Here is a 26,372-nt window from a genome sequence, read left to right as displayed (position 1 = left end):
GGGGCGGCGCACGTCCCGGCCGCACCGCCGATTGGCCGACAACACCTCCTCCCTCCGCGCTTCGGGTGCGCTCGGCGGGGCATATGGAAGGTCCGGCGGCCGGAACGGTCGGCTGCCAGGAGGAGGCGACAATGAACACCGTCTGGGCCTGTCCGGCCGAGCTGAACCGTTCCCTGGGCGACGACCTGGTCGAATACGGTGTGGAGGCGCCCGACGGGAGCGTCGGCACCGTCGTCAGGCTCTCGCCCGTCCCGGGATACGACCACCTCGTGGTCGACGCGGGCGTCTGGAAGTTCGGGAGGAGTGTCGTCGTCCCGGCCGGCATGGTGACCGGCGTCGACGACACCGAACGGGTGATCAAGGTCAGGTGCACCAAGGAGCAGATCAAGGAAGCCCCGCGCTTCGAGCGGGACCAGGACACGGGTGACCTCTTCTACCTGCGGAAGCTGGGCGCGTACTACGAATCACTCGTCGTCGCCCCCGCGTGACGGCGGCACGGGCGGACGCGTGACGAGGCCGGTGCCGGGACGGTGCCGGCCTCCGTCCGTCCCGCGTGCCCGGCAGGCGGGACGGACGGCGGGTCAGACGGCCGCCGACGGGGGCCTGTCGGGGAACCTGCGCCCCAGGACGATCTTGGCCGGCACGAGGACCAGCCAGGACCACAGGGCGACCGCGGTCGAGAAGCCGTAGGCGAGGGGCACGCTGACCGCGAACACCGTGGCCGTGCACACCAGGTCCGCCGACACCGACCTGACCGTGTACTCCGTGGCCGGGCCATGGGGCCCGGAGCCCTTCAGGCCCGTTCTGAGCACCGCGAGTTCCAGCAGGTTGGTGACGGACACCGTGCCCGCGTACACCGCGACGGCCAGCGGCTGGTCGGCGTACTCGGACAGCAGTGAGGTCGGGAAGGGGATGAGCGCGATGGCGCCGAGCCAGACGAGCGCCAGCCTGAGCGGCAGCTTCTCGGTGGGCGGAACCAGCCGCACGATCCGCCGGTGGTCGCGCCAGAAGCCGGCCAGGATCCAGAAGCTCAGGGCGTAGGCACCCAGATCCGGAAGCACGTCGAGGAAGGCTTCCCTGAAGCCGGCGGCGCTCCGTCCCGGTGGAATGCGCACGTCGAGGACCAGGAGTGTCATGGCGATCGCGAAGATGCCGTCGGACAGGGCCGTCAGACGTTCGGCGTTCTTCTCCGCGCCGCTGCCGGCCAGGGTGTCGTCCACCCGTTCAGACTCCCCGGGCCGCCGTCGCGACGCCCTGGATTAGGCCGACGGCGGGCATGCCGGAGCTGTCCCGCCCCGGTCATCCCGCCGTGCTGCGAGCCGTGCTGACGGATGCTCAGGCCGCCTGGAGGCTGTCGTCCTGCTGGAGTCCCCGGTGCGGACCGGCGGCCGTGGGGGAGGCGGGCGTCCGCATGCCGAGCATGGTGTCGGCGATGTGGAGCGCCTGCGGGATGTCCCGGGTGCCGGTCATCACGCAGAGCGTGTAGGTGGCGTCCTCGACGGCACGCGCGGTGGCGTCGGTGGAACGACGCGCGTCCTCGATGCGGGCGTCGGCGTAGCGCGCGAGGGCGACTCGCAGGTCCTGAGGACTGGGTGTCAGCACAGCAGGTTTCTCCTCTGGGTCGATCCAGGTCCGGTGCCGGACAACGCGTCGTCGGGTGGGCCGGCATCACGCGCCTACCCCCTCGACGGCGGAATACGTCCGGGCGTGCGGACTCGTCGTGCGGAGAGGCGGGCGGGCCCTCGTCCGGGTACAGGGTGAACATCCGCCGAACCGATCGGTGTTCCCGCCTGCGTGTGCACCCCGGCTCGCGGGCTCCGGCGTTCTACCGTTCTCCGATGCGTACTGTCCCCTGGTGGATCCTGCTCTCCTCGATGGCGGCCCCGGTCCTCCTGGTCGCAGGCTGGTCCGTGTCGGCCGAACTGCAAGGTCCCGGGTACGACCCCGCGACAACGACGATCAGTGTCCTCGCCGCCGACGGGGCGGGCGGCTACTGGGTGATGACGTCGGCTCTGGTCGCCCTGGGCTTCTGTCACGTCGTCACCGCGTGCGGGCTGCGCCCCGCCGCGCCCTTCGGCCGCGCGGCGCTGGCGGGCGGCGGACTCTCGGCGATCCTGCTGGCCTTCTTCCCGGCCCCGCTGAGTGGTGGTTCCTTCTCCCACGGTGTGGTCGTGGCGATCGGGTTCTCGCTGCTCGCGGTCTGGCCGGTCCTTGCCATGCGACGCCGTGCCGTGGGCAGGCGGGACGGTCCCGGGGCCGTGGCGGTGGCGGCGCCGGTTCGACGGGAGGCGGTTCCGCTGCCCGCCGGGCCCGCCCCGTGGGGTCTGCGCCCCTGGCCGTCCGTCGGCGCGAGCGTGTTCATATGGCTCGGCGGAGCGTGGTTCCTGCTCGCCCTGTTCGTGCTCGACACGGCCGGAGCGGCCGAACGCGTGATCACGTTCGCCCAGTCGTTCTGGCCGCTCGTCGTGGTCGTCTCCTGTGCACGGTGGGCGGGAGACGACGGGCGGACCGCCTGAGCGGCGGCCCCACGGCCGGTCGTACGGCGGCGGACGGGACGGTGCCGCCGCCCGCCGCCGTACGGTCGAACCTTTACGACGTGCGGCCCACCGCCACGTAACCGGCGCTGATCACGTCGTCCTGGCCGGGGACCGGCTCGCCGAGCTCGGGGTGCCAGGCCTCCGCGGCCACGATGCCGGGCTCGACGATGTCGAGGCCGTCGAAGAAGCGGGCGAAGCGCTCACGGCTCCGGGGCGCCAGCGTCAGCGTGTTGGCCTTGTAGAGCTCGTCGACCTTGTCGGCCGCCGCCGGGTGGAAGTCGGCGGTGAGGTGCGAGATCACCACGTGGCTGCCCGGTGCGAGCACGCCGGTCAGCCGTTCCACCAGCTCGTACGCGCCGTCCTCGTCGCTGACGAAGTGCAGCAGAGCGATCATCGAAAGGGCCACCGGGCGGCTGAAGTCCAGTGTCTTGCCCGCGCGTTCGAGGATGGAGTCCACGTCGCGGGCGTCGGCCTGGACGTAGTCGATCGCTCCCTCCGGAGTGCCCTTGAGCAGGGCCTCGGCGTGCGCCAGCACGATCGGGTCGTTGTCGCAGTAGACGACGCGCGTGCTGGGCGCCGCCTGCTGGGCGACCTGGTGGAGGTTGGGCTCGGTGGGTATGCCCGTGCCGATGTCGAGGAACTGCCGGATCCCCTGGCCCGTCAGCCAGCGCGTCGCGCGGTGCATGAAGGCGCGGTTCACCTTGGCCATGACCGGAACACCGGGTTCGACGGCCAGCATCTGGCGGCCCATGGCCTCGTCCACCGGGTAGTTGTCCTTGCCCCCGAGGAACCAGTCGTACATCCGGGCGGGATGCGGGCGGCTGGTGTCGATGCGCAGGGCGGGTGCATCGTCATCGGGTCGGGCCACGGTGAACTCCTGTGTGTGCAGGGCTGGATGATCAGTTTGCGAACAGAATAGGGAACTTGTGTGCCGAAGGTGTCGAGGAAGCGGCAACTCCTTGGCCTGTTCCACCGCGCGCAGGGCGGCGGCGCATCCTCGGGGGATGCGCCGCCGCCCTGCGCTCCTGCTGCTCCGGGGGTCAGCCCTTGCCGAGGTCCTTGAGCGCGCTGTTGAGTTCGAGGACGTTGACCCGGGGTTCGCCCATGAATCCGAGGGTGCGGCCCTCGGTGTGTGCGGCGACCAGCGCGGCCACGCGCTCCACCCCGAGGTGGTTGCGCTCGGCGACCCGGTGAATCTGGAGTTTCGCGTAGGCCGGGGAGATGTGGGGGTCGAGGCCGGACCCGGAGGAGGTGACCGCGTCGGCGGGCACGTCCTGGGGCCGGACCTTGTAGGCCGCGGTGGAGTTGTCGGCCACGACCGCGGCCTTGGCGTCCTTCACCCAGCCGATCAGGTCCTCGTTGTCCGCGGCCCGGTTGGTGGCGCCGGAGAGGATCAGCGTGTACCGCTGGTTCACGCTGTTGGTGCCCAGGCCGTTGGACGGCCGGGGCTGGAACCACCTGAGGTCGGGGGCCGCGGCCTCGTCGGGATCGTCGGTGTTGTGCTTCGGCAGGTTGTAGGTCTGCCCGATCAGCGACGATCCGACCGTCCTGCCGCTCGCGTCACTGATCTCGGAACCGTCGGCCTTGTCGGGGAACAGCGACTGCGCGACACCCGTGACGGCGAGCGGGTAGAGGACGCCGCAGACGACGGTCAGGACGAGCAGGGCGCGCAGCCCCGCCCCGAGCAGCCGGGCGGTGTTCTTGAAGGAGGTGTTCATGGCTGATCAGCCGTTTCTGGCTCAGGAGAGGCCGGGGATGAGGGAGATGAGGAGATCGATGACCTTGATGCCGACGAACGGGGCGACCAGGCCGCCGAGTCCGTAGATCCCGAGGTTGCGCCGGAGCATCCTGTCGGCGCCCGTCGGCCGGTAGCGCACCCCCTTGAGGGCGAGCGGCACCAGGGCGACGATGATCAGCGCGTTGAAGATGACGGCCGAAAGGATCGCGGACTCCGGCGACGCCAGACCCATCACGTTGAGCTTGTCGAGGCCGGGGTACACCACCGCGAACATGGCCGGGATGATCGCGAAGTACTTCGCGACGTCGTTGGCGATGGAGAAGGTGGTCAGGGCCCCCCGGGTGATGAGGAGCTGCTTGCCGATCTCCACGATCTCGATGAGCTTGGTGGGGTCGGAGTCCAGGTCCACCATGTTCCCGGCCTCCTTGGCGGCCGAGGTGCCGGTGTTCATCGCCACGCCCACGTCGGCCTGCGCGAGCGCGGGCGCGTCGTTGGTCCCGTCGCCCGTCATCGCGACGAGCTTGCCGCCGGCCTGCTCCCGCTTGATGAGAGCCATCTTGTCCTCGGGGGTGGCCTCGGCGAGGAAGTCGTCGACGCCGGCCTCCTCGGCGATGGCCTTCGCCGTCAGCGGGTTGTCGCCGGTGATCATGACGGTCTTGATGCCCATGCGGCGGAGTTCGTCGAACCTCTCCCGCATACCGGCCTTGACGACGTCCTTGAGGTGGACGACGCCCAGGATCCTGGCGCCGGCGCCGTCCTCGACCGCCACCAGCAGCGGCGTCCCGCCGGCCTCGGAGATCCGGTCGGCGAGGAGCGGGGCGTCCTCCGCGACGTGCCCGCCGCGCTCCTTCACCCAGGCGATGACCGAACCCGCCGCGCCCTTGCGTGCCTTGCGGCCGTCCACGTCCACACCCGACATGCGGGTCTGGGCGGTGAAGGGGACCCAGGTGGCCTGCGCGAGCTCGCCCCTGCTGCGCTCACGCAGCCCGTACCGCTCCTTCGCGAGCACCACGATCGACCGGCCCTCGGGAGTCTCGTCGGCCAGCGACGACAGCTGCGCGGCGTCGGCCAGTTCGGCCTCCGTCGTCCCGCGGGTGGGCAGGAACTCCGCGGCCTGCCGGTTTCCGAGCGTGATCGTGCCGGTCTTGTCGAGCAGCAGCGTCGAGACGTCGCCCGCCGCCTCGACCGCACGTCCCGACATCGCCAGGACGTTGCGCTGGACGAGGCGGTCCATCCCCGCGATGCCGATCGCGGAGAGGAGCGCGCCGATCGTGGTCGGGATCAGGCAGACGAGCAGGGCGGTCAGCACGATCAGGGACTGCCGGGCGCCCGCGTAGACCGCGAAGGGCTGCAGCGTCACGACGGCGAGCAGGAAGACGACGGTCAGCGACGCCAGGAGGATGTTGAGCGCGATCTCGTTGGGTGTCTTCTGCCGGGCCGCTCCCTCGACCAGGGCGATCATCCGGTCGATGAAGGTCTCGCCGGGCTTGGTGGTGATCCGGACGACGATCCGGTCGGACAGCACCTTCGTGCCCCCGGTCACGGCGCTGCGGTCGCCGCCCGACTCCCTGATGACCGGGGCGGACTCGCCGGTGATGGCCGACTCGTCGACGGACGCGACACCCTCGGCCACGTCACCGTCGCCGGGTATGACGTCCCCCGCCTCGCACACGACGAGGTCGCCGACGCGCAGGTCCGTGCCGGGGACCTCCACCTCCTCGCGGCCTTCCAGCCGTCGGGCGACCGTGCCGGTCCTGGCCTTGCGCAGGGTGTCGGCCTGGGCCTTTCCCCGGCCCTCCGCGACCGCCTCGGCGAGGTTCGCGAAGAGGGTGGTCAGCCAGAGCCACACGGTGATCGCCCAGCCGAACCAGTCACCGGGGTTCTTCACCGCCAGCACCGTGGTGACCACGGAGCCGACGAGCACCACGAACATGACGGGGGACTTGATCATGACGCGGGGGTCGAGCTTCCTGACCGCGTCGGGGAGGGACCTGAGCAGTTGCCCCGGGTCGAAGAGACCTCCGCCCGCTCGGCCCGATTCCGCCGTGCCGCCGCCGGAGTGGTCGTCGTGCGGGACACGGGTGGGGGTGACGGTACTCATGAGGCGAGTCCTTCGGCGAGCGGTCCCAGCGCCAGGGCCGGGAAGTAGGTCAGTCCGGTGACGATGACGATCGTGCCGACGAGCAGGCCCGCGTACAGGGGCTTGTCGGTGCGCAGGGTGCCCGCGGTGGCCGGCACCGGGCGCTGCTCGGCGAGCGAGCCGGCCAGCGCCAGTACGAAGACGATGGGCAGGAAGCGGCCCAGCAGCATCGCGATGCCGATGGTGCTGTTGAACCACTGCGTGTCGGCGTTGAGTCCGGCGAACGCCGAGCCGTTGTTGTTGGCGCCCGAGGTGTAGGCGTAGAGGATCTCGGAGAATCCGTGGGCCCCGCTGTTGGTCATGGAGTCGCCCGGGGTGGGCAGGGCCATCGCGACGGCGGTGAACCCGAGCACCAGCGCCGGGGTGACGAGGATGTAGCACGCCGCGAGCTTGATCTGCCGGGTGCCGATCTTCTTGCCGAGGAACTCGGGCGTACGGCCGACCATGAGCCCCGCGATGAACACCGCGATGACGGCCATGATCAGCATGCCGTAGAGGCCGGAACCGACGCCTCCGGGAGTGATCTCGCCCAACTGCATGCCCAGCATGGTGATCCCGCCGCCGAGCCCCGTGTACGAGGAGTGGAAGGAGTTCACCGCGCCGGTCGACGTCAGTGTGGTCGCCACGGCGAAGAGGGACGAGCCGCCGATGCCGAAGCGCGTCTCCTTGCCCTCCATGGCTCCGCCCGCGAGGTCGAGGGCCGGGCCGTGGTGGGCGAACTCGGTCCACATCATGAGGGCCGTGAAGCCGATCCACACGGTGGCCATCGCGGCGAGGATCGCGTAGCCCTGCCGCAGGCTGCCGACCATGCGGCCGAACGTCCGGGTCAGCGCGAACGGGATCAGCAGGATCAGGAAGATCTCGAAGAGGTTGGTGAACGGCGTGGGGTTCTCGAACGGGTGGGCCGAGTTGGCGTTGAAGTAGCCTCCGCCGTTCGTCCCGAGCTCCTTGATGACCTCCTGGGAGGCCACCGCGCCGCCGTTCCACTGCTGGGAACCGCCGCCGAACTGCGGGACGCCGTGGATGCCGGAGAAGTTCTGGATGACGCCGCTCGCGACCAGCACGATCGCGCCGATCACCGAGATGGGCAGCAGGATGCGCACGGTGCCGCGGACCAGGTCCGTCCAGAAGTTGCCGAGCTCACCGGTGCGGTGGCGTGCGAACCCTCGCACGAGGGCGACGGCGACGGCCATGCCGACGGCGGCGGAGACGAAGTTCTGCACCGCCAGCCCGCCGGTCTGCACGACGTGCCCCATGGCCTGCTCGCCGTAGTAGGACTGCCAGTTGGTGTTGGCGACGAACGACGCCGCCGTGTTGAACGCCTGGTCGGGGTCGATCGACACGAAACCGAGGGAGCCGGGCAGCGACCCCTGGACGCGCTGGAGCGCGTAGAGGAGGAGGACACTCACCGCGGAGAAGGCGAGGACGCCGCGCAGATAGGCGGGCCAGCGCATCGACGTCGACGGGTCGGCTCCGATGGCCCGGTAGATCCACTTCTCGGGCCGGTAGTGCTTCTCGGAGGAGTAGACCCGGGCCATGTAGTCGCCGAGCGGACGGTAGGCGAGCGCGAGCGCGGCGACGAGCGCGAGCAGTTGCAGCACACCTGCGGTCAGAGGGTTCATTTCGGTGCTCAGAACCTCTCCGGGTGTACGAGCGCGACGACGAGGTAGACCAGCAGGGCGACGGCCACGACCAGGCCGGCGATGTTCTCGGCGGTCACAGTTTCGTCACTCCCCTCGCGATGAAGGCCACCAGCGCGAATATCGCTGCCGTGGTGACGACGAAGGCCAGATCGGCCATCGTGAGCTCCTGTGTGAAGTGAATGGAAGGGAATCGGCCGGTGCGGCCGATGGAAAGCAAACCGCAGGTCCGGCGGCACATCGAGCGCCTTTGACGGGCTCCATACGGGGGCTGTGGATTTCTTGATGCGGTCGCTACGCCGGGAAACCGGGTCCGAGTCCGTCCGGTGCGCCCTCGCGCCGCCGACACGTCGACGACCAGCAGGAACGTGGCGCTCGGCGCGTGAAGAACGGCATTCCGGCGTTCGGATGACGGCTGTGATCCGCCTATGCCGAAGAGGTTTCGCGGTGTGCGGGTACGGCCGCACACCGCACTTCCTCCGGCATGGAGACCGACGTCACCCGTCCCGAATCCGCCCCGGAATCAGGGATACGGTGCTTAGGGGCCGGGCCGGAAGTGCGGTATGCGGAACGCTCCTATTCCCCGACGTCCCTGCCGCGGAAGTCGTCGAGGGTTTCCCGGCGTACGAGCAGCCGGACGGAACCTCCGCCGACCGCCACCACCGGCGGCCTGCCGACCAGGTTGTATCCGGAGGCCATGGACAGGTGGTAGGCGCCGGCCACGGGCACGGCGAGCAGATCGCCCGGGTGCACGTCGCCGGCCAGTTCGACGTCGGCGGCCAGGATGTCGCCGGCCTCGCAGTGCCTGCCCACGACGGTCGCCCGTGCGGACGCCGCCGACGAGTGCCGGCCGACCAGGCGGGGGGCGTAACGCGCCCCGTAGAGGGCGGGCCGGGGGTTGTCGCTCATGCCCCCGTCGACGGCCACGAAGACCTGGCCGCCCGCACGCTTGACGGCCAGGACGCGGTAGAGCGCGACCCCGGCCGGGCCCGCGATGGCACGCCCCGGCTCGATCAGCAGGCGCGGCACGTCCAGGCGCGCGGCGGCGCAGCTCGCCACGAGTTCCGCGCGCAGGGCGCGCGCGAGGGCGGGGAGCGCCATCGACGGTTCGCCGGGACGGTAGGCGACGCCGTGCCCGCCGCCCAGGTCCAGTTCCGGCAGCACCACACCGTGGACGTCGCGGATCCTGGCCATCAGCCCGACCATGCGGCGCAGGGAGGTGACGTAGGGCCTGATGTCCGTGATCTGGGAGCCGATGTGGCAGTGCAGGCCGGTGAGCCGCAGCTGCGGCTGGTCCATGACGCGGGCGATCGCGTGCTGCGCGGAACCGTCCGTCAGGGAGAGCCCGAACTTCTGGCCGTCGGTACCCGTACGGATCTTCTCGTGCGCGCCGGCGGATATCCCCGGGGTCACCCGGATCATGACGCGCTGGGAACCGTGCGTCCCGACGGCGGCGGCCAGGCGCGCGATCTCCGAGGGGCTGTCGATCACGATCCTGCCCACCCCGAGCCGCAGGGCGGCCTCCAGGTCGTGCGGGGACTTCGCGTTGCCGTGCAGGAGCATGCGCTCCGGAGGGAACCCGCAGGCGACCGCGAGTTCCAGCTCGCCCGCCGAGCAGACGTCCATCCCGAGCCCTTCCTCGTCCACCCAGCGGGTGACGGCCCGGCACAGCAACGCCTTGGCGGCGTACATCACTTCGGCTTCGGGAAAGGCGTCCCGGTAGGATCTGCACCGGGCTCTCAGCTCGCCCTCGTCCAGGGCGTAGACCGGTGTTCCGAAGCGCTGGGCGATCTCCGACAGCGGCACCCCGCCGACGGCCAGGTCACCTCCGGGGAGACGTCCGGACGAGGCGGGCCAGACGGACAGGTCGTCGGCGTCCGGGGTGACCGGGGGCGGTGTCGTGAGGGTCATGCGTCGTCCCCGTTCAGACGGCGGGGACCGCGGCGCGGCCCGGCCGGGGTGTGGAGGCGGTGACGGCGGGAGCCGACAGGGTCGGGTCGACCGTCACCAGGTGCGCCCCGAGCGGTTCGCACAGGGCGCGCAGCAGCGCTTCCGAAAGCCGGATGGACGCCTGACCGCGGCCGAGCGTCGCTTCCAGGCGCGCCGCACTCGTGAAGCCGACGGCCGTGCGGGTGCCCAGGGGGGTGCGGAACAGCCTGACGGCCTTCTCCGTACCTCTTCCCGGCCGGACGGGCACGTGCAGGGGCCCGGCCGGGAGCGGTTCCTCGGGCTCGGGTTCGCTTTCGTACGAGATCAGGCACATGGCTTCTCCTGGGGTGTGTGGCGGGTGGCGGCGTCCGGGGCGAGTGACCGTCCGGGGCCGCGTCACCGAAGCTATCCCCGCGCCGGGGCTCGCCGGGACGGTCCCTGACGCCTCCCTGACGCGGAGGGCCCAGGTCCATACAGCTCACTGACAGCGCCGCGATCATGCCGCCAGACAGGTTAGGTAATTGCCTAGGAAGCCTAGGTGTATGCTTAATCAAGTTCGCCGAAGAGGATGGTGCCCATGGTGCGTGCAGGACTGACCGCGGAACGACTGGCGCAGGCCGGAGCCGAACTGGCCGACGAGGCCGGATTCGACAAGGTCACCGTCGCGGCACTCGCCCGGCGGTTCGGTGTCAAGGACGCGAGTCTGTACTCGCACGTCAAGAGCTCCCAGGACCTCAAGACCAGGATCGCCCTCCTGGCACTCGCGGAGCTCGCGGACCGCGTCGCCGTGGCGCTGGCGGGGCGGGCCGGAAAGGACGCCCTGGAGGCGTTCGCCAACGCCTACCGCGACTACGCCCGGGAACACCCGGGCCGCTACGCCGCGGCCCAGCTCCGGCTGTCACCCGAGGCCGCGGCCGCCAGTGCGGGCGTGAGGCACGCGCAGATGACGCGGGCGATCCTGCGCGGCTACGACCTGACGGAGCCGGACCAGACGCACGCGGTCAGGCTGCTGGGCAGCGTCTTCCACGGCTACATCAGTCTGGAGGGCGGCGGGAGCTTCAGCCACAGCTCACCCGGCACGCAGGAGACCTGGGAACGGGTCCTGGACGCGCTGGACGCCCTGCTGCGGAACTGGCCCGCGGCCCCCTGACGCGAACCGGCCTCCCCGAAACCACCAGCCACGCACACCGGAACAGGCGGTACCCGATGAACACCCACCACGACGGCACGCACGGTGAAATGACGGAGATTCCGCTCACCGGCCGACTCCTGCGCGGGTGTCTCGAACTGGAACGGACCGAGCGCGGGCTGCTGCCGCACCGCCTCCCCGCCCGGGCCCGCACCCGGAACACCGACGCGCAACTCGCCATGGCCGAGGCGCAGCCGTCCGGGGTGCGGCTCGCGCTGCGCACCCGCGCCACCGTCCTGGAACTGGACACCCTGCCGACCAAGCGGGCCTACGTGGGCGCACCGCCCCGGCCGGACGGGGTCTACGACCTGCTCGTCGACGGCAGCCTCGTGGCCGGCACCACCGTGGCCGGCGGCGACGTCCTGACCGTCGACATGACCACGGGATCCGCCGAGGTCCGGCGCGGGGAGGCGGGCACCGCCCGCTTCGCCGGGCTGGCCGCCGGCATGAAGGACGTGGAGATCTGGCTCCCGCACAACGAGACGACCGAACTGGTCGCCCTGCGCGCGAACGCCGCCGTCGAGCCGATACCGGCCGACGGACGCAGGACATGGCTGCACCACGGGAGTTCGATCAGCCAGGGGTCCGACGCCGCGAGCCCCACAGGCACCTGGCCCGCCCGCGCCGCCGCGCTCGGCGGAGTGGAACTGACCAACCTCGGGTTCGGCGGCAGCGCCCTGCTCGACCCGTTCACCGCCCGGGCGCTCCGCGACACCCCCGCAGACCTGATCAGCGTCAAGATCGGAATCAACCTCGTCAACACGGACCTGATGCGCCTGCGCGCCTTCACCCCGGCCGTCCACGGATTCCTCGACATCATCCGGGAGGGACACCCGACCACACCGCTGCTGGTCGTCTCACCCGTCCTGTGCCCCATCCACGAGAACACGCCGGGCCCGAGCGCTCCCGACCTCACCGCACTCGGCGAGGGCAGGCTGCGGTTCCGCGCGGCGGGCGATCCGGCGGAGACCGCCACCGGGAAGCTCACCCTGAACATCATCAGGGACGAACTCGCGCGCATCGTCGAGCAGCGTGCGGCGGAAGACCCCCACCTGCACCACCTCGACGGACGCGAACTCTACGGCGAGGAGGACCACGCCGAACTCCCGCTGCCCGACGGTCTCCACCCCGACGCCGCCACGCACTCGCGCATGGGCGAACGGTTCGCCGGGCTGGTGTTCGCCGCGGGCGGCCCGTTCGCGACCACAGGCGGCTGAGCCGTCGATCACGTCAGCGCCCGGCGCGCGCCGGGCCCCTGGTGCCCGTGGTGACCGACCGGTTCCGCCGGCGACGCCCGCTCGGCGGCGCATTCGGCCGGCCGGCCCGGGACCACGCGCCCCGCGGCGTCGGCTGCTGGGGACCGTCCGTCACTGCGGGCGGCCCAGGGCCCAGCCCGACACGTCGGCCAGCCGGCCACGCCACAGGGGGAGCCCCAGCGAACCCGAGCCGCCGAACAGCAGCGTCGCGTCCCGGAGATGGATCCAGCGGGGCAACTGAGAGGTGCCGTCACCGGCCCCCAGCTCCCGGATTCCCTGGTCGACGGTCTCCGGGAACTCCGCGATCAGGTTCGCGCCCTCACCCTCGACCTGGCGCAGACTCCTGGCCCAGTCGGCCTTCCACGCCTCGTGCCCGATCACGTCGCCGTGCAGGACGCCCCCGGTCAGGGTGAGGGTGATGGGCAGGCTGGAACGCATCTCCCTGTCCAGCAGCTGAATGAGCAACTGCAGTTGCAGATCGGGCACGGGCTCCGTCGTCACCGCGGTCGCACCCGACTGTGCTTCGACAGACTCGATCATGATTCCACTCCCTCTCGCCCGCTGAACGGCAGGTGAATGCCCGTATGCCCCGCGCGCGGGCCGCCACACTCCCGGGTCCGTACGCCTCAGAGCCAGCGGCGGATCGGCAGGATCGCGGCCTCCCGCACCCGCTGGCCGACGGGACGGCGCTTCCAGCGGCCCTCCTCAATGAGGACGCTCCGCCGCACGTCCTCCTCGAAGTGCTCGTCCAGGGTCGCGGTGAAGGCGGGGTCCAGGACGGTGAGCATCACCTCCTCGTCGTGGTCGAGGGAGCGCCGGTTGAAGTTCGTGGACCCGATGAGCGAGGCGACGCCGTCGACCGTGAGCGCCTTCGTGTGGAGCATGGTGGGCTGGTACTGGTAGATCTTCACGCCGCAGGCGGTGAGGTCCTCGTAGTGGTGCTGTCCGGCCAGCTGGCACACCCGCTTGTCGGTGTGCGGGCCGGGCAGCAGGATCTCGACGGTCACACCGCGCCGGGCGGTGGCGCACAGCAGCTCGATGAAATACGTGTCCGGCGCGAAGTACGCCGTCGTCAGGCGCACCCGCTCCTCGGCGGACTCCAGGACGACACGCAGCAGGGTCTGCATGTCCTGCCAGCCGAAGCTGGCCGAACCCCGCACCACCTGCACGACGGCGTCGCCGTGGTGCGTGGCGTCGACGAACCTGTCCCGGTCGGTGAAGAGTTCGTCATGGCACTCGGCCCAGTTCTGGGCGAACGCGGCCGCCAGGCCGTCCACCGCCGGGCCCTTCACCCGTACGTGGGTGTCCCGCCACTCGTTCTCGTCCCGGGCGTCGCCGCACCACTCCTCGGCTATGCCCACCCCGCCCGTGAACGCCGCCTCCTCGTCGGTGATGAGGACCTTGCGGTGGCAGCGGTGGTTCTGCTTCAGCGGCGAGAGGTACAGCGGCTTGCGGAACCACGCCACATCGACTCCGGCGTCCTCCATCATCGCCAGCTGGTCCTTCTCGATCAGCCGGCTCCCGAAGCCGTCGAGCAGCAGCCGCACCCGCACACCCGCACGCGCGCGCTCCGACAACGCCTCCGCGAAGTCCCGCGCTATGTCGCCGCGCCAGTACACGAACGTCATCATGTCCACGGTGTGCTCAGCCCCGCGGATGGCGCCCAGCATCGCGGCGAAGATCTCGTCACCGTTGCGCAGGGGGACGACCTCGTTGCCCTCGGTGGCCGCGATCCCGATCAGACGCTCCAGCCGTCTGCGGAGCCGCTGGGTGCGTTCTGCGTGGAGCGAGTCGACGGCTCCGGAGGAGGTGGGCATCTCGTCTGTGTGGCTTGTCATCTCTCACCTGGTCGACGGGGGTGCGGGCAGGGCGATCGCGCTCCCGGGCCGCCGTGGCCCCTGAGCCGGTCGCGACGTCCGTTCCGGTGTTCAGCTGGTCGGCGGACGGCCTGCCGGGACCGCTCGGTCCCGGCAGGCGGTCCACTCCAGAGACTGTCCCGAGCGGAGCGGGACATGCCCGGTGCGGGACGTGTACCGCGTCACGCCCGGAACCAGGCGAGAGGGGCGCGGCCGCCCCCGGTGACCACGGGGCGCTACCGGCCGGCCTGCCCGGACGGTGGCACCTCAGCCCGCGGCGGCAGCCGGTCCGAGAGCCCCACGATCGCGTCCGCACCCGTCATCGGTGGCTCAGCACGTTGATCACCCGGCCGTTGGGATCCCGGACGAAGAACCTGCGCACCCCCCACGCCTCGTCCCGCAGCGGGTGGACGATCTCCGCACCGGCGGCCAGCACCGCCGCGTGGACCGCGTCGACGTCGTCCACCTCGATGCTCATGTCGGGTACGACCGGTGCGGTGGCGTCGTGCTCCATGAAGGTGACCTGCGCGGCGGGGTCGGTGGGCGAGGCGAGCGTCATCACCCAGCCGAGGTTCATGACCTCCTCGAAGCCGAGCCGGCCGTAGAACTCCCGGTTCTCCTCCATGGTGGCCTCCGAGGTGATGTCGGGTACGACCCTGCGGACGGACATGGCGTCTCCTGCCGGTTGGGCGGTGGCGGTCACGCGGTCATTCTCGTGGGACGCGGCGTGTCCGGGGCCGTCCCGTGCACCCGGACTCCATGCCGAGCCGGAGAGGGGGACGCCGGCCCGAGGCGTCCCGTGCGCTCACGCCTTCCCGTCCGCCCTGCGGCCCGGGCGGTCGAGCAACGAGGCCGCCGCGTCCGCACCCGGGGCCGGCCGCGCGCCGCCGGCCGCACCGCCCGGGGTACGCCGAAGGCCCCCGGCGCGAGCCGGGGGCCTTCGGCCGGGGGCTGCGGAGTCAGGCCGCCGGAGCCGGGTAGGTCGGGTACTCCACGCCGGAGACGTGCTGGACGACCCGGATGACCTGGGAGGAGTAGCCGAACTCGTTGTCGTACCAGAGGTAGAGGATCGCGTTGTCGCCCTCGACCTTCGTCGCGCCCGCGTCGACGATCGAGGCGTGGCGCGAACCGATGAAGTCGCTGGAGACCGCGTCGGGCGCGGTGATGAAGTCGATCTGCCGGCGGAGCGGCGAGGTCAGCGACACGTTACGGAGGTGGTCGAGGACCTCCTGGCGGTCCGTTCCGCGGCCGAGCTGCAGATTGAGGATCGCGATGGACACGTCCGGCACCGGCACGCGGATCGAACTGCCGGTGATCTTGGCGTCGAGGTCGGGCAGCGCCTTGGTGACGGCCGAAGCGGCACCCGTCTCGGTGATGACCATGTTGAGGGGCGCCGAGCGGCCGCGACGGTCGGAGTCGTGGTAGTTGTCCAGCAGGTTCTGGTCGTTGGTGAACGAGTGGACGGTCTCCACGTGCCCGCGCAGCACGCCGTACTCGTCGGCCATCGCCTTCAGCGGCGGGACGATCGCGTTGGTGGTGCAGGAGGCGCAGGAGATGATCTGCTCGTCCGGCTTGATCGTCTCGTGGTTGACGCCGTGGACGATGTTGGGGACGTCCCCCTTGCCGGGCGCGGTCAGGACGACCTTCGCGATGCCGGGGACCAGGTGCTTGGACAGGCCCTCGCGGTCGCGCCAGCGGCCGGTGTTGTCGATGAGGATGGCGTCCTTGATCCCGTGTGCCGTGTAGTCCACGGTCGTCGGGTCGTCGGAGTAGATCACCTGGATCTCGTTGCCGTTGGCGATGATCCGGTCGTTCGCCTCGTCGACGGTGATGGTGCCCTGGAACTGCCCGTGGATCGAGTCGCGGCGCAGCAGGGAGGCGCGCTTGACGATGTCCTGCCCGGCTCCCCGGCGTACGACGATGGCGCGCAGCCGCAGGCCGTTGCCCGAGCCGGTCTTCTCGATGAGCAGGCGGGCCAGCAGGCGGCCGATGCGGCCGAAACCGTAGAGGACGACGTCACGCGACTCACGGCGCTCGGTCTTGTTGGCGCCGGTGGCCCCGGCCACGGCCTCGGCGGTGAACTCCTCGACCGACAGGCCGTGGTCGTCGCTCCGGTAGGTCGCGGCGAGCATGCCGAGGTCGATCTGGGACGGGCCGAGGTCGAGGGAGCTCAGTGCGTGCAGGAAGGGCAGCGTCTCCGTGACCGAAAGCTCCTCGCCGGCGATCTGCCGGGCGAAGCGGTGGGTCTTGAGGATGCTGACCACCGACTTGTTCACCAGGGAGCGGCTGTGGAGCAGGATCGTGACGTCCCGCTCCCGGTGCAGCTTCCCGATGATCGGGATCATCGACTCCGCGATCTCCTCACGGGTCTTCCAGTTGGTGAACGAGTCCTCGGTGGCAGTCACAAGTCCATCTTTCGAGCTAGGCGGTGCTCATATGTTAACCACACCCGAAAACGCTCGTTCACTCGGTGCCGCGAGTGGTCCCGGGATGCCTGTCACCCGTTGCGGGGTGACGCCGGGGCCCTGGGGACGACGTCGGACGGCGTGCCCGCCCTGTCGTGTTCGAGGTGCGCGTGCACGCGGCGGAGCAGCAGGGCGAAACGCTCGCGGTCGTCCGCGTCCAGTGGCGCGAGGAGTTCCGACTCGGCCGCCGCGACGTCGGCGTTGAGTGCGGTCAGGGTGCTTCTGCCTGCCGGCGTCAGCGTGACCTCTATGCGGCGGCGGTCGGAGGGGTCGCGGGCGCACCGGACGTGACCGGCGCGTTCGAGGTCGGTGACCGTCCTGGTGAGGTCGCTCTGGTTCATGTCCAGCCGGGAGGCGAGGTCGCCCTTGGAGACCCGGCCGGCGTCCTCCGGCATGGCCAGGATGGTGAGGTGCCACAGGCGCAGCCCGTGGGCCGACAGCCGCTCCGTGAGTCTGCGGCGTGCGGCCTTGCCCGTGGCGTACATCAGGTAGGCGTTCAGCCCGAGCACGCTCGGGGGTGTGGTGAGGGGCGAGGGGCCGGGTCTCCCTGAGCCCTGGGGGTCCGGTGTGTCGCGTTCCGCCCCGGGGGAGGCCGACTGGCGCATGGTTCTTCCTCCTCGGACACCGCGATGCGGCTCGAATGCTTAGTTAAGCAAGCCTAACCTTAGTGTGTAACCGGGTTCACCCGGGACGGAGTTGATGTCACGTCACCTCCCAGGGCGGGGGTGGGAAGGGAATCGGCCGCACGCGGAAACGGAATCGGCCGCACGCGGAAACGGAATCGGCCGCACGCGGAAACGGAATGGGAAGCGGAACGCCGTCCGGCCCGCCGACTGGTCGGCGGGCCGGACGGGGAGCAGGGTGAGGGCAGGGAGGGCTCAGCTCGCAGTCCGCCGCCGGCCCTTCGCCGCGGCGACCAGTTCGGACGTCGTCGCCAGTTTCAGTCTCGGGCGTCCGTCCCGGTGCCCCAGGGCCAGTTCGGCCCGCTCGATCCGCGCCAGGCCGCAGGCGTCCACGATCTCGCGGTTACGGCGCCGGGCAAGCCGCCCGAAGGCCTTCGGCCCGTGTTCCGGCGGGGTGCCCGCGACGGCGTCCTCCAGCAGGGCGCCGATCGTCTCGGCCGCGCATGTCCTGTTGGCCCCGATGCCACCCGACGGACCCCGCTTGATCCATCCCACGACGTACGTCCCGGGCCGCCCCGCCACCCGGCCCGCCACATGCGGAACGGTGCCGGCCGCCTCGTCGAACGGCAGCCCCGCGACCGCGACGCCGCGCTGGCCGACGGCGCTCAGCAGCATTCCGGCCGCGATCTCCCGGGTCTCCGCGCCGCTCCCCGCCTCCGTGACCCGCACGCCGGTGACCGCTCGGTCGCCGAGTGCCGCCAGCGGCGAGGAGTGGAAGCGGAACACGATCCGACGCCCCTCGGACGGCGGGCGGGACCAGTCCACCCGCGCGCGCCCGACACCGGCCAGCAGGGCCGCCCGCTCTCCCGGGAGCGCGGCGTCGATCGCCGCGCCCACCCTCGCGTCGTGGTCGTCCACGACCAGCTCCACACCCGGCAGATGCTTCAGGGCGAGCAGCTCCGACCGCGTGTACGCCGCGTCCTCGGGGCCGCGCCGCCCGAGTACCACGACCTCGCGGACGGCGCCGTCCCGCAGGGCGTGGAGCGCGTGGCCCGCGATGTCGCCGGCGGCGAGTGCGCCCGGGTCCGACACCAGGATCCTCGCCACGTCCAGGGCGACGTTGCCGTTGCCGGCCACGACGACCCGCTCGGCGGACAGGACGACCGCGTCCGCGGCGACGTCCGGGTGGGCGTTGTACCAGGAGACGAACGTCGAGGCGCCGACACTGCCGGGCAGGTCCTCGCCCGGTATCCCGAGCCGGCGGCCCGCCGGTGCGCCCACCGCGTAGATCACGGCGTCGTGGTGCGCCGCCAGTTCCGCGGGGGTGACGTCCCGGCCGACCTCCAGGCCGAGGTGCATGCGCACCCGGGGGTGGGAGTGGAACCTGGCGAAGGTGTCGCCGGCCTTGCGGGTCGACAGGTGGTCGGGCGCCACGCCGTAGCGGATCAGGCCGCCCGCGACCGGCAGCCGGTCGATCAGCGTCACCTCGGCGGCGGTGTGCAGCAGCAGGTCCTCGGCGGCGTACATCCCCGCCGGCCCCGTGCCGACCACCGCGACCCGGAGCGGGCCGAAGTCCGACGGCAGGCTGCGCTCGAAGGACGGCCGGGCCCACGCGTGGAAGTTCGGCCCGGTGGGTGCCGGCGCGGGCTCATGGTCCGCGAAGTAGGCCGCGTTGAGGGGGCCGTACTCGCGCTGTGCGGCGGGCAGGGAGTCCAGCGGGAAGACCGCGTCCACCGGGCATGCGTCGGCGCAGGCGCCGCAGTCGATGCAGGACTCCGGGTCGATGTACAGCATCTCCGTCCTGCCGAAGCCGGGTTCCCCGGGCGTCGGATGGATGCAGTTCACGGGGCACACCGAGACACAGGTGGCGTCGCTGCAGCACGTCTGGGTGATGGCGTAGGTCATGTCGTCCGCTCAGATCAGGTGGGCGCGCTTGTAGAACAGCAGGGCGGGCTTGGTGAGCAGGCGGGCGGAGGCCAGGAAGTCCATGAGGCCCGAACAGCTCGACCGCATCATCGACTTGTGGTGCTCGTTGGCCCTCGCCTCGCCGATGGCGCGCTCCGGGTCGAGTCCCGCGTTGGCGTAGACGTCCTTGCTGACCATGCTCGTGACGATGACGTACGAGGCGATGGCGATGACCAGCGCGTTGACGCGGCGCCGGACCGGCCCGGCGCCGCTCAGGTGCTTGCGGGTCTCCGCGCGGGCGAACTTCATGTGGCGGGACTCCTCGACCACATGGATGTTGTTGATCGTGCGCACGAAGGGCGCGACCCGCTCGTCCCGCATCCAGTCGCGCTGCATGACGTCGAGGACCTCCTCGGCGACGAGGATCGCGGCGTACGCGGCCTCGCCGAACGCGAGTGTCTTGAAGGCCCTGCCCAGCTCCACCGCGAGGCGGCGCGGCCGGTAGGCCGGGGCGCCGAGCTTCTGCGCACCGCGGGCGAACATGATCGAGTGCCGGCACTCCTCGGCTATCTCGGTCAGGGCCCACTGGACGTCCGCGCTCGTCGGGTCCTTCGCGTAGACGTCGCGCAGGATCATCTGCTGCAGGATCATCTCGAACCAGATGCCGGTGCTCGCGACCGACGCGGCTTCCTGGCGGGTGAGTTCCGTGCGCTGCTCCTCCGTCAGCTCCGCCCAGTAAGCGGTGCCGTAGAGGGTGCTCCACTCCGGGCTCGCGCCGTGGTGCGCCTTGTCGAGCGGGGTGTCCCAGTCGACCTCGGTGGCGGGGTCGTAGGCGAGCGTCGCCGCGGATGCGAGCAGGCGGCGGGTGAGGTCGTTCTCGGAGGGCCGGTCCTGCGCGTCCGGCCGGACGGTGCTGCTTGCCATGGTGCGGCTCCTCGGTTCGTCAGTGATGTTCCTCGGCGCTGTCACAGCGTGGTCGGGGAGACGGGCCGTCATGTGCCGTGCCCGTGAGGGGGCATGGCGGCAGGGCCGGGCGAGAGGGCTGGGCGCACGCCTCGCCCGGCCGCCTTCCGTCCCGCTTGTTAGACGCAAGGTATAGCAAGGACTCGGGGCGGGCCTACCCCTCAGTAAGAAATGTGAGCGCATCCTCGAAAGGTGAGCGCATCACCGCCGCATTCGAGGGCGGCACGGCGTCCGTGGACCCGTCACGCGATTCCCGCACCCCGCACCAGCAGCAGCGCGACATCCGCCGAGGCCACGACGACCGTGCCGGCCAGCGCGGCCTGGCGCCACGGCCCTTCGCGGCGGGGCGCGGCCCCCGCGACCGTCGCCGCCGTCCCGCACAGGGCGACGGCGGCGAGTGCGACGACGCCCGGTCCGCCGGGCCCGCCGGGAGGCCCGAACACCAGCAGCGCGGTCGCCGCGACAAGGGGAACGGGCAGCAGCAGCCTGGTGCGGACCGGTCCCCAGCACTGGGGCAGGCCGCGGACCCCCGCCCTCAGGTCGTCCTCGATGTCGGGTAATACGTCGCCCAGATGGGCCCCCACCCCCAGCAGGGCGCCCGCCGACACCACCCACCACGCGGGCGGGGCACCGCCGGGCAGGCTCAGGGCGACCAGGCAGGGAAGGGCGGCGAAGCCGATCGCATAGGGGAGCCAGGACAGGACCGTCGCCTTCAGCCTCAGGTTGTACGCCCAGGCAGCCGCCACGCCCGTCAGATGCGCCACGCCCGCCGCCGCGCCGCACGCGAGCGACAGCGGCACACACAGGAGGAGCGCGGTGAACGCCGCGCCCCACACCGTCCTGCGGCTGACCGCGCCTCCGGCGACCGGCTTCCCCGGGCGGCGGGCCTCGGCATCGCGCCGGGCGTCGAAGGCGTCGTTGCACCAGCCCACGGAGAGCTGTCCGGCGAGCACCGCCGCGGCGACGAGCGCGCAACGGCCGCCGCTCAGACCGGAGCTGACGGCCAGTGCGGCGATCAGCACGGTCACCGCACAGGAGGGACCCGGATGGCAGGAGAGCAGCAGTCCCCGTGCCGTGCCGGGCCGTCGCGCGACGGGGGCGGGCGCCGCCGACCCGTGCGTGGTGTCCACCCGGCGATCCTAAGGGCTCTCCCGTAATCCCCGGCGGGCGCGCGACGACAGCTACGGCGCCTCGCCGCGTCGTCGGAACGCCCGAATGCACCCAGTATGCGGACGTCCCGCCGCCTTGCGATGCACCGCATCCGACGCCGCGCGCTGATCCACCGGGGATGGCGGGACAGCCCTCGGGCGCCGCCTCCGCCTTCCCGGTGAGCGCGCGACCAGGCGCGCCGGGACAGCCCCTGGGCAGCCCGGGCTGCCGCGAACACGGCTGCCGCGAACCGCATGTGCGCGGATTTGCCCCGGTATGCAGTCAGGATGTGGCCATGACGTTCCCGAAGCGGTGGCCAGGATGACCCGGATCGCGGCCGTCCACGGCGTCCTGCCGCCGTACCGCCACACCCAGGCCGAGATCACCGACATGACGGCGCGGGCCTGTCTGCCCCAGGGTGCGGACAGACGCCTGCTCGACCGCGTCCACGCGAACGCGGGAGTGCGCACCCGGCACACCGTGCTGCCCCTGGAGCAGTACGCCGGACTGGACGGTTTCGGGGCGGCGAACGACGTGTTCATCGGCGCCGCCGTCGAACTGGGAGCGGAGGCGATCCGGGGCGCGCTGCACAAGGCCGGGCTGCGGCCCTGCGACGTGGATCTGCTCATGTTCACCTCCGTGACGGGCATCGCGGCACCCTCCGTCGACGCACGGCTCGTCGGGCGCCTCGGTCTGCGCCCCGACGTGAAGCGACTCCCCGTCTTCGGGCTCGGCTGCGTCGCGGGGGCCGCGGGGATCGCCCGGCTGCACGACTACCTGCTCGGCCGGCCGGGGCAGGTGGCCGTACTCCTCTCGGTCGAGCTCTGCTCCCTCACCCTCCAGCGGGACGACCCGACGCCCGCCAACATGGTCGCCACAGGACTGTTCGGGGACGGCGCCGCCGCCGCGGTCCTCGTCGGCGGCGACCACCCGGCCCCCGGGGACGGACCCGAGGTGCTGGACACCCGCAGCCGCCTCTACCCGGACACCGGCCACGTCATGGGCTGGGACATCCGCGGCTCCGGCTTCACCGTGGTGCTGGACCCCGCCGTCCCCGATGTCGTGCGCCGCCACCTCGCCGGGGACGTCGGCGGCTTCCTCGAACCGCACGGGCTGAAACCGAAGGACATCGCCCGCTGGGTCTGCCACCCCGGAGGCCCCAAGGTCCTGGAAGCGGTCACCGAGGCTCTGACCCTGCCGGAGGAGGCCCTGGACGTCACCCGGCGCTCTCTGGCCGAGACCGGCAACCTCTCGTCCTCGTCGGTCCTGCACGTCCTGCGCGACACCATGGAACAGCGCAGGCCCGAGCCCGGATCGCCCGGGCTGCTGCTGGCCATGGGACCCGGCTTCTGCTGCGAACTGGTGCTGCTGCGCTGGTAGTCCGGAGGGACACATGATCTGGTACACGGCCCTGGTGGCGGCGGTCGCGGCCGAACGTCTCGCCGAGCTGGGGATCGCGCTTCGCAACGCGCGCTGGAGCCTCGCGCAGGGCGGCACGGAGGCCGGCCGCGGCCACTACCCGGCGATGGTCGCCCTCCACACCGGGCTGCTCGCCGCCTGCATCGCCGAGACCTGGCGGGCGGACCGCGCCTTCGTCCCGTGGCTCGGCTGGACCATGGTGGCGGTGGTGGCCGCCGCTCAGGGACTGCGCTGGTGGTGCGTCCGCACGCTGGGCCGGCGCTGGAACACGCGGGTCATCGTCGTCCCCGGCCTCCCCCTGGTCACCGGCGGGCCCTACCGGCTGATCCGCCACCCGAACTACGTGGCCGTCGCGGCCGAAGGGGCCGCGCTGCCCCTGGTGCACGGCGCCTGGATGACCGCCGTCCTGTTCACCGTGCTCAACGCGGCCCTCATGGCCGTACGCATCCCGTGCGAGGACGACGCTCTCGCACGTCCCGCGCAGGCCGGGGTGCGCGCGTGATCGACGTCCTGGTCGCGGGCGGCGGGCCGGCCGGTCTCGCGGCCGCCATCCGGGCGGCCGCCGCGGGTCTGGAAACCGTGGTGGTGGAACCCCGCGCCGTACCCGTGGACAAGGCCTGCGGCGAAGGCGTCATGCCCAGCGGGGTGGCGGCTCTGAAGGCGCTGGGAGTCTCCCCGGCCGGCCGGGAACTCCGGGGGATCCGGTACGTCCAGGGCGACCGGCGCGCCGAGGCGCGCTTCCGGGGAGGTCCCGGGCTCGGCGTCCGGCGCACCACGCTGCACGCCGCGCTGCACCACCGCGCGGCGGATCTCGGCGTGCGCTTCGTCGCGGGCCGGGTGGACGGGGTGCGTCAGGGGGAGGACCGCGTCACGGCGGCCGGGCTCACGGCCCGCTGGATGATCGCCGCCGACGGCCTCCACTCACCCACGCGCCGCGCGCTCGGACTCGAACGCGCCCCCGCCGCGCCACGCCGGTACGGACTGCGCCGCCACTACCGGGTGGCGCCCTGGACCGACCTCGTCGAGGTGCACTGGTCCCCGCACGGCGAGGCGTACGTGACCCCCGTCGGCGACGGGCTGGTCGGGGTCGCCGTGCTCAGCGGCCACCGGCGCTCCCACGGGGAGCACCTCGACGCGTTCCCCGCCCTGGCCCGTGCGCTGCGCGGACGGGAGGACGGCGCCGTCCGCGGCGCGGGTCCGCTGCGCCGGACCGCCAGCACGCAGGGCGCGGGCCGGGTCCTGCTCGTCGGTGACGCCGCCGGGTACGTCGACGCCCTCACCGGTGAGGGCATCGCCCTGGCGGCGGCGACCGCCACGGCGGCGGTCGACTGCCTCGTCGCGGGCCGGCCCGAGGCGTATCCCGCGCGATGGACCCGGCTGACCCGCCGTCATCGTCTGCTCACCCGGGCGCTGCTGGGCTTGGCGGGCCGCCCGGTTACCGCGCGGATGATCGTGCCCGCCGCCCAGCACCTGCCCCCGCTCTTCGCCGCCGCCGTGCGCGCCCTGCAGTGAGGCATGCGCCGGGCGCGGCGTCCGGAATGGCGCCGCGCGCATCACGGCGGCGCCCCCCGTGCCGGCCCTCGACGCGCTCGCCTGCGTGACGAGCGTGGCCGCCCGTGCGTGCGGGGTCGAGGGGCGCGAGGGACGGATCGTCGTGGGCGCCGGTGCCGACTTCCTCGCGGTGCGCGGCAACCCCGCGATGGACCCCGCCTCGCTTCCGGACGTCCAGGCGGTCTTCCGCGCCGGTGTGCGGGTGCGCTGACGAACGCGCGGCGGGTGACACCCTCAGCGTGCCAGGGGGTACCTCACAGCTCACCCCTCATGTCCAGCCATCGTCTCAGCGGCTCACCGGGTCTGGTGGAGTGATTTCGGCACTGCGACGACGCGCGGCGCTGCCCGGGCGTGCGGCAAGAGCGCGAGGGAGCGGTAATCTCGGCCCCTGCCGGTCCCACCGCAGCACATCGATAGTGATCAGTCACAAGGATTGGGGCGCCTGTGTCACTCCCATTGGAACCCTTCTTGGGCCAGCTTTCCTCGGAAAATCGGAGGTGGGTTGAAAAATTGTCCGAAGAACAGCAGGCGCAATTGCTGAGTTCCTGGCAAGAAGAGGGCGGACAATCAACGGGTTTGAATCCGCAGACCTCTCCATCCTACGAAAATGCCGATGCTTTGGTTTCTGAGTACAGGCAAGGGCGCAGGGAGTTTCACCACAACTCGTAGCTTCGACCCGAGCCGGGTGACCTCGCCGCGATCCCAATCGGCAGCTCGCTGTCACTGGGGCCGGCGCACCACCCTGCTCAGCCTGGCTGCCGAGATCCAGCGCCAGCTTCTACCCTCGGCCCCCTCCTGCGAGGAAGCCCCGTTCGCCCTCGCCGCGGCCTTGGTACCGACCGACTCCATCGCAGGGGATACCTGCGACTACGGCCTCACCGCGACTCTTTGCGATGGGCCACCATGTCGAGGCCTCACCCACGGCCACTCTCCTGGTCAACGCTCCTGGATTCCCGCCGGGAGCGGCGACGCTCAGATCTGGTCCCGGCGGTACGTGGACCCTCGGCCCGAGCGGTGCTCGCCGGCGGGGTGGGAGCCGCCCCTGGCATCGTCATTCTCCTCGTACTGGGTGCGGTCGCGATCACCGTGCCCGCGAGCTTCGCCGTCCGCCTCCCTGGCCGGGACCGGCCGGCCGAGCGGCGCCGATGGTTGTTGCTGCGGTTTCCGGGCAAACCCTCGCGGCGTGCCCGTGCCAGTTGTGTTTTGTCCGGCGGAGGACGTGTCCACGGGCCGCATATCCTCGGCGTTGCCCCGCCCAGTTGCGTCAGGCATGCTCCGGTCCCGGGCCGCCACGCCATATGGGCGATCGGCCTCGACGCCGCGGCGATCCCGGTCGTCGTCGTACACCGCGTCGCGCTCCTGCTGTTGTTGCCCGTGGCGCTCCTTCCGAACGGCCCGGCGCTCGCGGCCCTGCATGATGGCCGATCCGATCAGCATCAGGACACCGCCGAGAAGGGCGAGCCCTATTCCGATGCCGAGCCCGTTGCTCTCCCCGGAGACAGTCAGGCCGCCCTGTGCCTGACCCTGTCGGATCATCCACAGGATGGCGAACCCGAGGGTGATGACTCCGGCGACAAGGACCAGCAATCTCGATCGGAACACCACGCCGAGAAGCGTGAGGACCGCGGCGACCAGGAGAGGCAAGAACATGGACGCGAACAGGCCCGCGCCGGCGTCCGTCACGCCGGTTCCGGTAAAGAGTTCCCCGACCCGGAAGTCCTCACCCAGCCGGCCGCTGTACCAACTGCGGAAGGGCGCCCAGAGCGCTGCAGCAGCGCCGATGACCGCCAAGATCAGTCCAATGGTGTTGCGGATACCCCGTCCCATGCCGTGACCTCCCGGCGGAATCGGATTGCTGCACGCAGACTCCCGTGTGCCGTATCTCGCCCCCCGGCCCACGCTACGCCCGCTGCGTAGGCCACGCCATGCAGTGATGGCCCGCGACCCCCAGTCGCTCGCTCCGGACCCACAACGCTGCCTGTGACGATCACTTCGTGATCGCACGCCTCGCG

The 26,372-nt window shown here is 71.5% G+C and carries 26 protein-coding genes and 1 pseudogene; 9 read left to right on the top strand and 18 right to left on the bottom strand.

Annotation, left to right across the window (positions count from 1 at the left end; translation table 11 throughout):
• The first annotated feature begins 131 nt into the window (after nucleotides 1-131).
• Nucleotides 132-488, top strand: a complete 357-nt coding sequence (locus OHT61_RS03085; RefSeq protein WP_329034817.1) for a hypothetical protein — start codon at nucleotides 132-134, stop codon at nucleotides 486-488.
• Nucleotides 489-581: 93 nt separating this feature from the next.
• On the opposite strand, the gene OHT61_RS03080 is transcribed toward OHT61_RS03085, so the two are convergent.
• Both OHT61_RS03080 and OHT61_RS03075 read right to left on the bottom strand, forming a co-directional pair.
• Nucleotides 582-1,220 carry a TMEM175 family protein gene (locus OHT61_RS03080; protein ID WP_329034815.1) on the bottom strand — a complete coding sequence of 213 codons (639 nt, stop codon included), beginning with the start codon at nucleotides 1,218-1,220 and terminating at the stop codon, nucleotides 582-584.
• Nucleotides 1,221-1,335: 115 nt separating this feature from the next.
• A complete protein-coding gene (locus OHT61_RS03075) occupies nucleotides 1,336-1,602 on the bottom strand; it encodes a DUF5133 domain-containing protein (protein WP_329034813.1) in 267 nt (88 codons plus the stop codon).
• Nucleotides 1,603-1,838: 236 nt separating this feature from the next.
• Between OHT61_RS03075 and OHT61_RS03070 the strand changes: the two genes are divergently transcribed.
• Nucleotides 1,839-2,516: a DUF998 domain-containing protein gene (locus OHT61_RS03070; protein WP_329034811.1), complete on the top strand. Its 678-nt coding sequence runs from the start codon at nucleotides 1,839-1,841 to the stop codon at nucleotides 2,514-2,516.
• Between the two features lie 73 nt (nucleotides 2,517-2,589).
• On the opposite strand, the gene OHT61_RS03065 is transcribed toward OHT61_RS03070, so the two are convergent.
• The 7 genes from OHT61_RS03065 to OHT61_RS03035 form a co-directional block, all read right to left on the bottom strand.
• Nucleotides 2,590-3,405 carry an SAM-dependent methyltransferase gene (locus OHT61_RS03065; RefSeq protein WP_329034810.1) on the bottom strand — a complete coding sequence of 272 codons (816 nt, stop codon included), beginning with the start codon at nucleotides 3,403-3,405 and terminating at the stop codon, nucleotides 2,590-2,592.
• A 172-nt stretch (nucleotides 3,406-3,577) separates the two neighbouring features.
• A complete protein-coding gene (locus OHT61_RS03060; RefSeq protein ID WP_329034808.1) occupies nucleotides 3,578-4,255 on the bottom strand; it encodes a potassium-transporting ATPase subunit C in 678 nt (225 codons plus the stop codon).
• 21 nt (nucleotides 4,256-4,276) lie between these two features.
• A complete protein-coding gene (kdpB, locus tag OHT61_RS03055) occupies nucleotides 4,277-6,376 on the bottom strand; it encodes a potassium-transporting ATPase subunit KdpB (RefSeq protein WP_329034807.1) in 2,100 nt (699 codons plus the stop codon).
• Nucleotides 6,373-8,037, bottom strand: a complete 1,665-nt coding sequence (kdpA, locus tag OHT61_RS03050) for a potassium-transporting ATPase subunit KdpA (RefSeq protein WP_329034805.1) — start codon at nucleotides 8,035-8,037, stop codon at nucleotides 6,373-6,375. The genes kdpB and kdpA overlap by 4 nt, the downstream gene beginning before the upstream one ends.
• An 8-nt stretch (nucleotides 8,038-8,045) precedes the next feature.
• On the bottom strand, nucleotides 8,046-8,135 hold the full coding sequence (gene kdpF / locus OHT61_RS03045; RefSeq protein WP_329034804.1) for a K(+)-transporting ATPase subunit F: 90 nt from the start codon (nucleotides 8,133-8,135) through the stop codon (nucleotides 8,046-8,048).
• Between the two features lie 496 nt (nucleotides 8,136-8,631).
• Nucleotides 8,632-9,966, bottom strand: a complete 1,335-nt coding sequence (gene lysA / locus OHT61_RS03040; protein WP_329034802.1) for a diaminopimelate decarboxylase — start codon at nucleotides 9,964-9,966, stop codon at nucleotides 8,632-8,634.
• Nucleotides 9,967-9,979: 13 nt separating this feature from the next.
• Nucleotides 9,980-10,318: an SAV_915 family protein gene (locus tag OHT61_RS03035; RefSeq protein ID WP_329034800.1), complete on the bottom strand. Its 339-nt coding sequence runs from the start codon at nucleotides 10,316-10,318 to the stop codon at nucleotides 9,980-9,982.
• Between the two features lie 243 nt (nucleotides 10,319-10,561).
• On the opposite strand from OHT61_RS03035, the gene OHT61_RS03030 reads away from it, so the two are divergent.
• Together OHT61_RS03030 and OHT61_RS03025 are read left to right on the top strand one after the other, a co-directional pair.
• Complete coding sequence (locus OHT61_RS03030; protein ID WP_329034799.1) at nucleotides 10,562-11,134, top strand: TetR/AcrR family transcriptional regulator; 573 nt, start codon at nucleotides 10,562-10,564, stop codon at nucleotides 11,132-11,134.
• A gap of 56 nt (nucleotides 11,135-11,190) precedes the next feature.
• Entirely contained in the window at nucleotides 11,191-12,390 is a 1,200-nt protein-coding gene (locus OHT61_RS03025) for a GDSL-type esterase/lipase family protein (RefSeq protein WP_443049351.1), read from the top strand.
• Between the two features lie 150 nt (nucleotides 12,391-12,540).
• Here the strand turns inward: OHT61_RS03025 and OHT61_RS03020 are convergent, their stop codons facing one another.
• The 8 genes from OHT61_RS03020 to OHT61_RS02985 all read right to left on the bottom strand — a co-directional run bounded on the left by OHT61_RS03020 (nucleotide 12,541) and on the right by OHT61_RS02985 (nucleotide 21,371).
• Nucleotides 12,541-12,969, bottom strand: a complete 429-nt coding sequence (locus OHT61_RS03020) for a hypothetical protein (RefSeq protein ID WP_329034797.1) — start codon at nucleotides 12,967-12,969, stop codon at nucleotides 12,541-12,543.
• Between the two features lie 86 nt (nucleotides 12,970-13,055).
• Nucleotides 13,056-14,267 carry a phospholipase D-like domain-containing protein gene (locus OHT61_RS03015; RefSeq protein WP_329034795.1) on the bottom strand — a complete coding sequence of 404 codons (1,212 nt, stop codon included), beginning with the start codon at nucleotides 14,265-14,267 and terminating at the stop codon, nucleotides 13,056-13,058.
• Nucleotides 14,268-14,604: 337 nt separating this feature from the next.
• The gene (locus OHT61_RS03010) at nucleotides 14,605-14,955 is read right to left on the bottom strand and encodes a VOC family protein (protein ID WP_329034793.1); all 351 of its coding nucleotides are present in this window, start codon (nucleotides 14,953-14,955) and stop codon (nucleotides 14,605-14,607) included.
• Nucleotides 14,956-15,244: 289 nt separating this feature from the next.
• Complete coding sequence (locus OHT61_RS03005; RefSeq protein ID WP_329034792.1) at nucleotides 15,245-16,690, bottom strand: glyceraldehyde-3-phosphate dehydrogenase; 1,446 nt, start codon at nucleotides 16,688-16,690, stop codon at nucleotides 15,245-15,247.
• A gap of 92 nt (nucleotides 16,691-16,782) precedes the next feature.
• A complete protein-coding gene (locus tag OHT61_RS03000; protein ID WP_329034791.1) occupies nucleotides 16,783-17,355 on the bottom strand; it encodes a MarR family winged helix-turn-helix transcriptional regulator in 573 nt (190 codons plus the stop codon).
• A 273-nt stretch (nucleotides 17,356-17,628) separates the two neighbouring features.
• Nucleotides 17,629-19,278 (bottom strand): FAD-dependent oxidoreductase, encoded by a 1,650-nt coding sequence (locus OHT61_RS02995; RefSeq protein ID WP_329034789.1) that lies wholly within the window; start codon nucleotides 19,276-19,278, stop codon nucleotides 17,629-17,631.
• Nucleotides 19,279-19,287: 9 nt separating this feature from the next.
• Nucleotides 19,288-20,202, bottom strand: coding sequence for an AurF N-oxygenase family protein (locus OHT61_RS02990; protein ID WP_329034787.1), 915 nt, complete (start codon nucleotides 20,200-20,202; stop codon nucleotides 19,288-19,290).
• Between the two features lie 281 nt (nucleotides 20,203-20,483).
• On the bottom strand, nucleotides 20,484-21,371 hold the full coding sequence (locus tag OHT61_RS02985; RefSeq protein ID WP_443049350.1) for a UbiA family prenyltransferase: 888 nt from the start codon (nucleotides 21,369-21,371) through the stop codon (nucleotides 20,484-20,486).
• 340 nt (nucleotides 21,372-21,711) lie between these two features.
• Between OHT61_RS02985 and OHT61_RS02980 the strand changes: the two genes are divergently transcribed.
• From OHT61_RS02980 to OHT61_RS02960, 5 genes and pseudogenes are all read left to right on the top strand, one after another.
• Nucleotides 21,712-22,770, top strand: a complete 1,059-nt coding sequence (locus OHT61_RS02980) for a type III polyketide synthase (protein ID WP_329034786.1) — start codon at nucleotides 21,712-21,714, stop codon at nucleotides 22,768-22,770.
• Nucleotides 22,771-22,783: 13 nt separating this feature from the next.
• Nucleotides 22,784-23,311 carry an isoprenylcysteine carboxyl methyltransferase family protein gene (locus OHT61_RS02975; protein WP_329034784.1) on the top strand — a complete coding sequence of 176 codons (528 nt, stop codon included), beginning with the start codon at nucleotides 22,784-22,786 and terminating at the stop codon, nucleotides 23,309-23,311.
• Complete coding sequence (locus tag OHT61_RS02970; protein WP_329034782.1) at nucleotides 23,308-24,321, top strand: NAD(P)/FAD-dependent oxidoreductase; 1,014 nt, start codon at nucleotides 23,308-23,310, stop codon at nucleotides 24,319-24,321. The genes OHT61_RS02975 and OHT61_RS02970 overlap by 4 nt, the downstream gene beginning before the upstream one ends.
• Before the next feature lie 58 nt (nucleotides 24,322-24,379).
• A complete protein-coding gene (locus OHT61_RS02965; RefSeq protein WP_329034780.1) occupies nucleotides 24,380-24,571 on the top strand; it encodes an amidohydrolase family protein in 192 nt (63 codons plus the stop codon).
• A 510-nt stretch (nucleotides 24,572-25,081) separates the two neighbouring features.
• Nucleotides 25,082-25,304: pseudogene (locus OHT61_RS02960) on the top strand (serine/threonine-protein phosphatase); the annotation flags it as partial.
• Between the two features lie 28 nt (nucleotides 25,305-25,332).
• Here OHT61_RS02960 and OHT61_RS02955 read toward each other — a convergent pair.
• On the bottom strand, nucleotides 25,333-26,187 hold the full coding sequence (locus OHT61_RS02955) for a hypothetical protein (protein WP_329043454.1): 855 nt from the start codon (nucleotides 26,185-26,187) through the stop codon (nucleotides 25,333-25,335).
• Nucleotides 26,188-26,372 lie beyond the last annotated feature (185 nt).

Source organism: Streptomyces sp. NBC_00178, from assembly GCF_036206005.1.
Lineage (GTDB): Bacteria > Actinomycetota > Actinomycetes > Streptomycetales > Streptomycetaceae > Streptomyces.
Note: the sequence above shows the minus strand (reverse complement) of the source record. Positions and strands in the feature narration are given on the sequence as shown.

Coding starts and splice junctions, on each gene's coding strand:
- kdpA (WP_329034805.1), bottom strand. CDS start 8,037: ATGAACCCTCTGACCGCAGGTGTGCTGCAACTGCTCGCGCTCGTCGCC.
- OHT61_RS02975 (WP_329034784.1), top strand. CDS start 22,784: ATGATCTGGTACACGGCCCTGGTGGCGGCGGTCGCGGCCGAACGTCTC.
- OHT61_RS03060 (WP_329034808.1), bottom strand. CDS start 4,255: ATGAACACCTCCTTCAAGAACACCGCCCGGCTGCTCGGGGCGGGGCTG.
- OHT61_RS03020 (WP_329034797.1), bottom strand. CDS start 12,969: ATGATCGAGTCTGTCGAAGCACAGTCGGGTGCGACCGCGGTGACGACG.
- OHT61_RS02955 (WP_329043454.1), bottom strand. CDS start 26,187: ATGGGACGGGGTATCCGCAACACCATTGGACTGATCTTGGCGGTCATC.
- OHT61_RS02995 (WP_329034789.1), bottom strand. CDS start 19,278: ATGACCTACGCCATCACCCAGACGTGCTGCAGCGACGCCACCTGTGTC.
- OHT61_RS03010 (WP_329034793.1), bottom strand. CDS start 14,955: ATGTCCGTCCGCAGGGTCGTACCCGACATCACCTCGGAGGCCACCATG.
- kdpB (WP_329034807.1), bottom strand. CDS start 6,376: ATGAGTACCGTCACCCCCACCCGTGTCCCGCACGACGACCACTCCGGC.
- OHT61_RS03030 (WP_329034799.1), top strand. CDS start 10,562: ATGGTGCGTGCAGGACTGACCGCGGAACGACTGGCGCAGGCCGGAGCC.
- OHT61_RS03015 (WP_329034795.1), bottom strand. CDS start 14,267: ATGACAAGCCACACAGACGAGATGCCCACCTCCTCCGGAGCCGTCGAC.
- OHT61_RS03070 (WP_329034811.1), top strand. CDS start 1,839: ATGCGTACTGTCCCCTGGTGGATCCTGCTCTCCTCGATGGCGGCCCCG.
- OHT61_RS03035 (WP_329034800.1), bottom strand. CDS start 10,318: ATGTGCCTGATCTCGTACGAAAGCGAACCCGAGCCCGAGGAACCGCTC.
- OHT61_RS03025 (WP_443049351.1), top strand. CDS start 11,191: ATGAACACCCACCACGACGGCACGCACGGTGAAATGACGGAGATTCCG.
- OHT61_RS03085 (WP_329034817.1), top strand. CDS start 132: ATGAACACCGTCTGGGCCTGTCCGGCCGAGCTGAACCGTTCCCTGGGC.
- OHT61_RS02990 (WP_329034787.1), bottom strand. CDS start 20,202: ATGGCAAGCAGCACCGTCCGGCCGGACGCGCAGGACCGGCCCTCCGAG.
- lysA (WP_329034802.1), bottom strand. CDS start 9,966: ATGACCCTCACGACACCGCCCCCGGTCACCCCGGACGCCGACGACCTG.
- OHT61_RS02980 (WP_329034786.1), top strand. CDS start 21,712: ATGACCCGGATCGCGGCCGTCCACGGCGTCCTGCCGCCGTACCGCCAC.
- OHT61_RS03000 (WP_329034791.1), bottom strand. CDS start 17,355: ATGCGCCAGTCGGCCTCCCCCGGGGCGGAACGCGACACACCGGACCCC.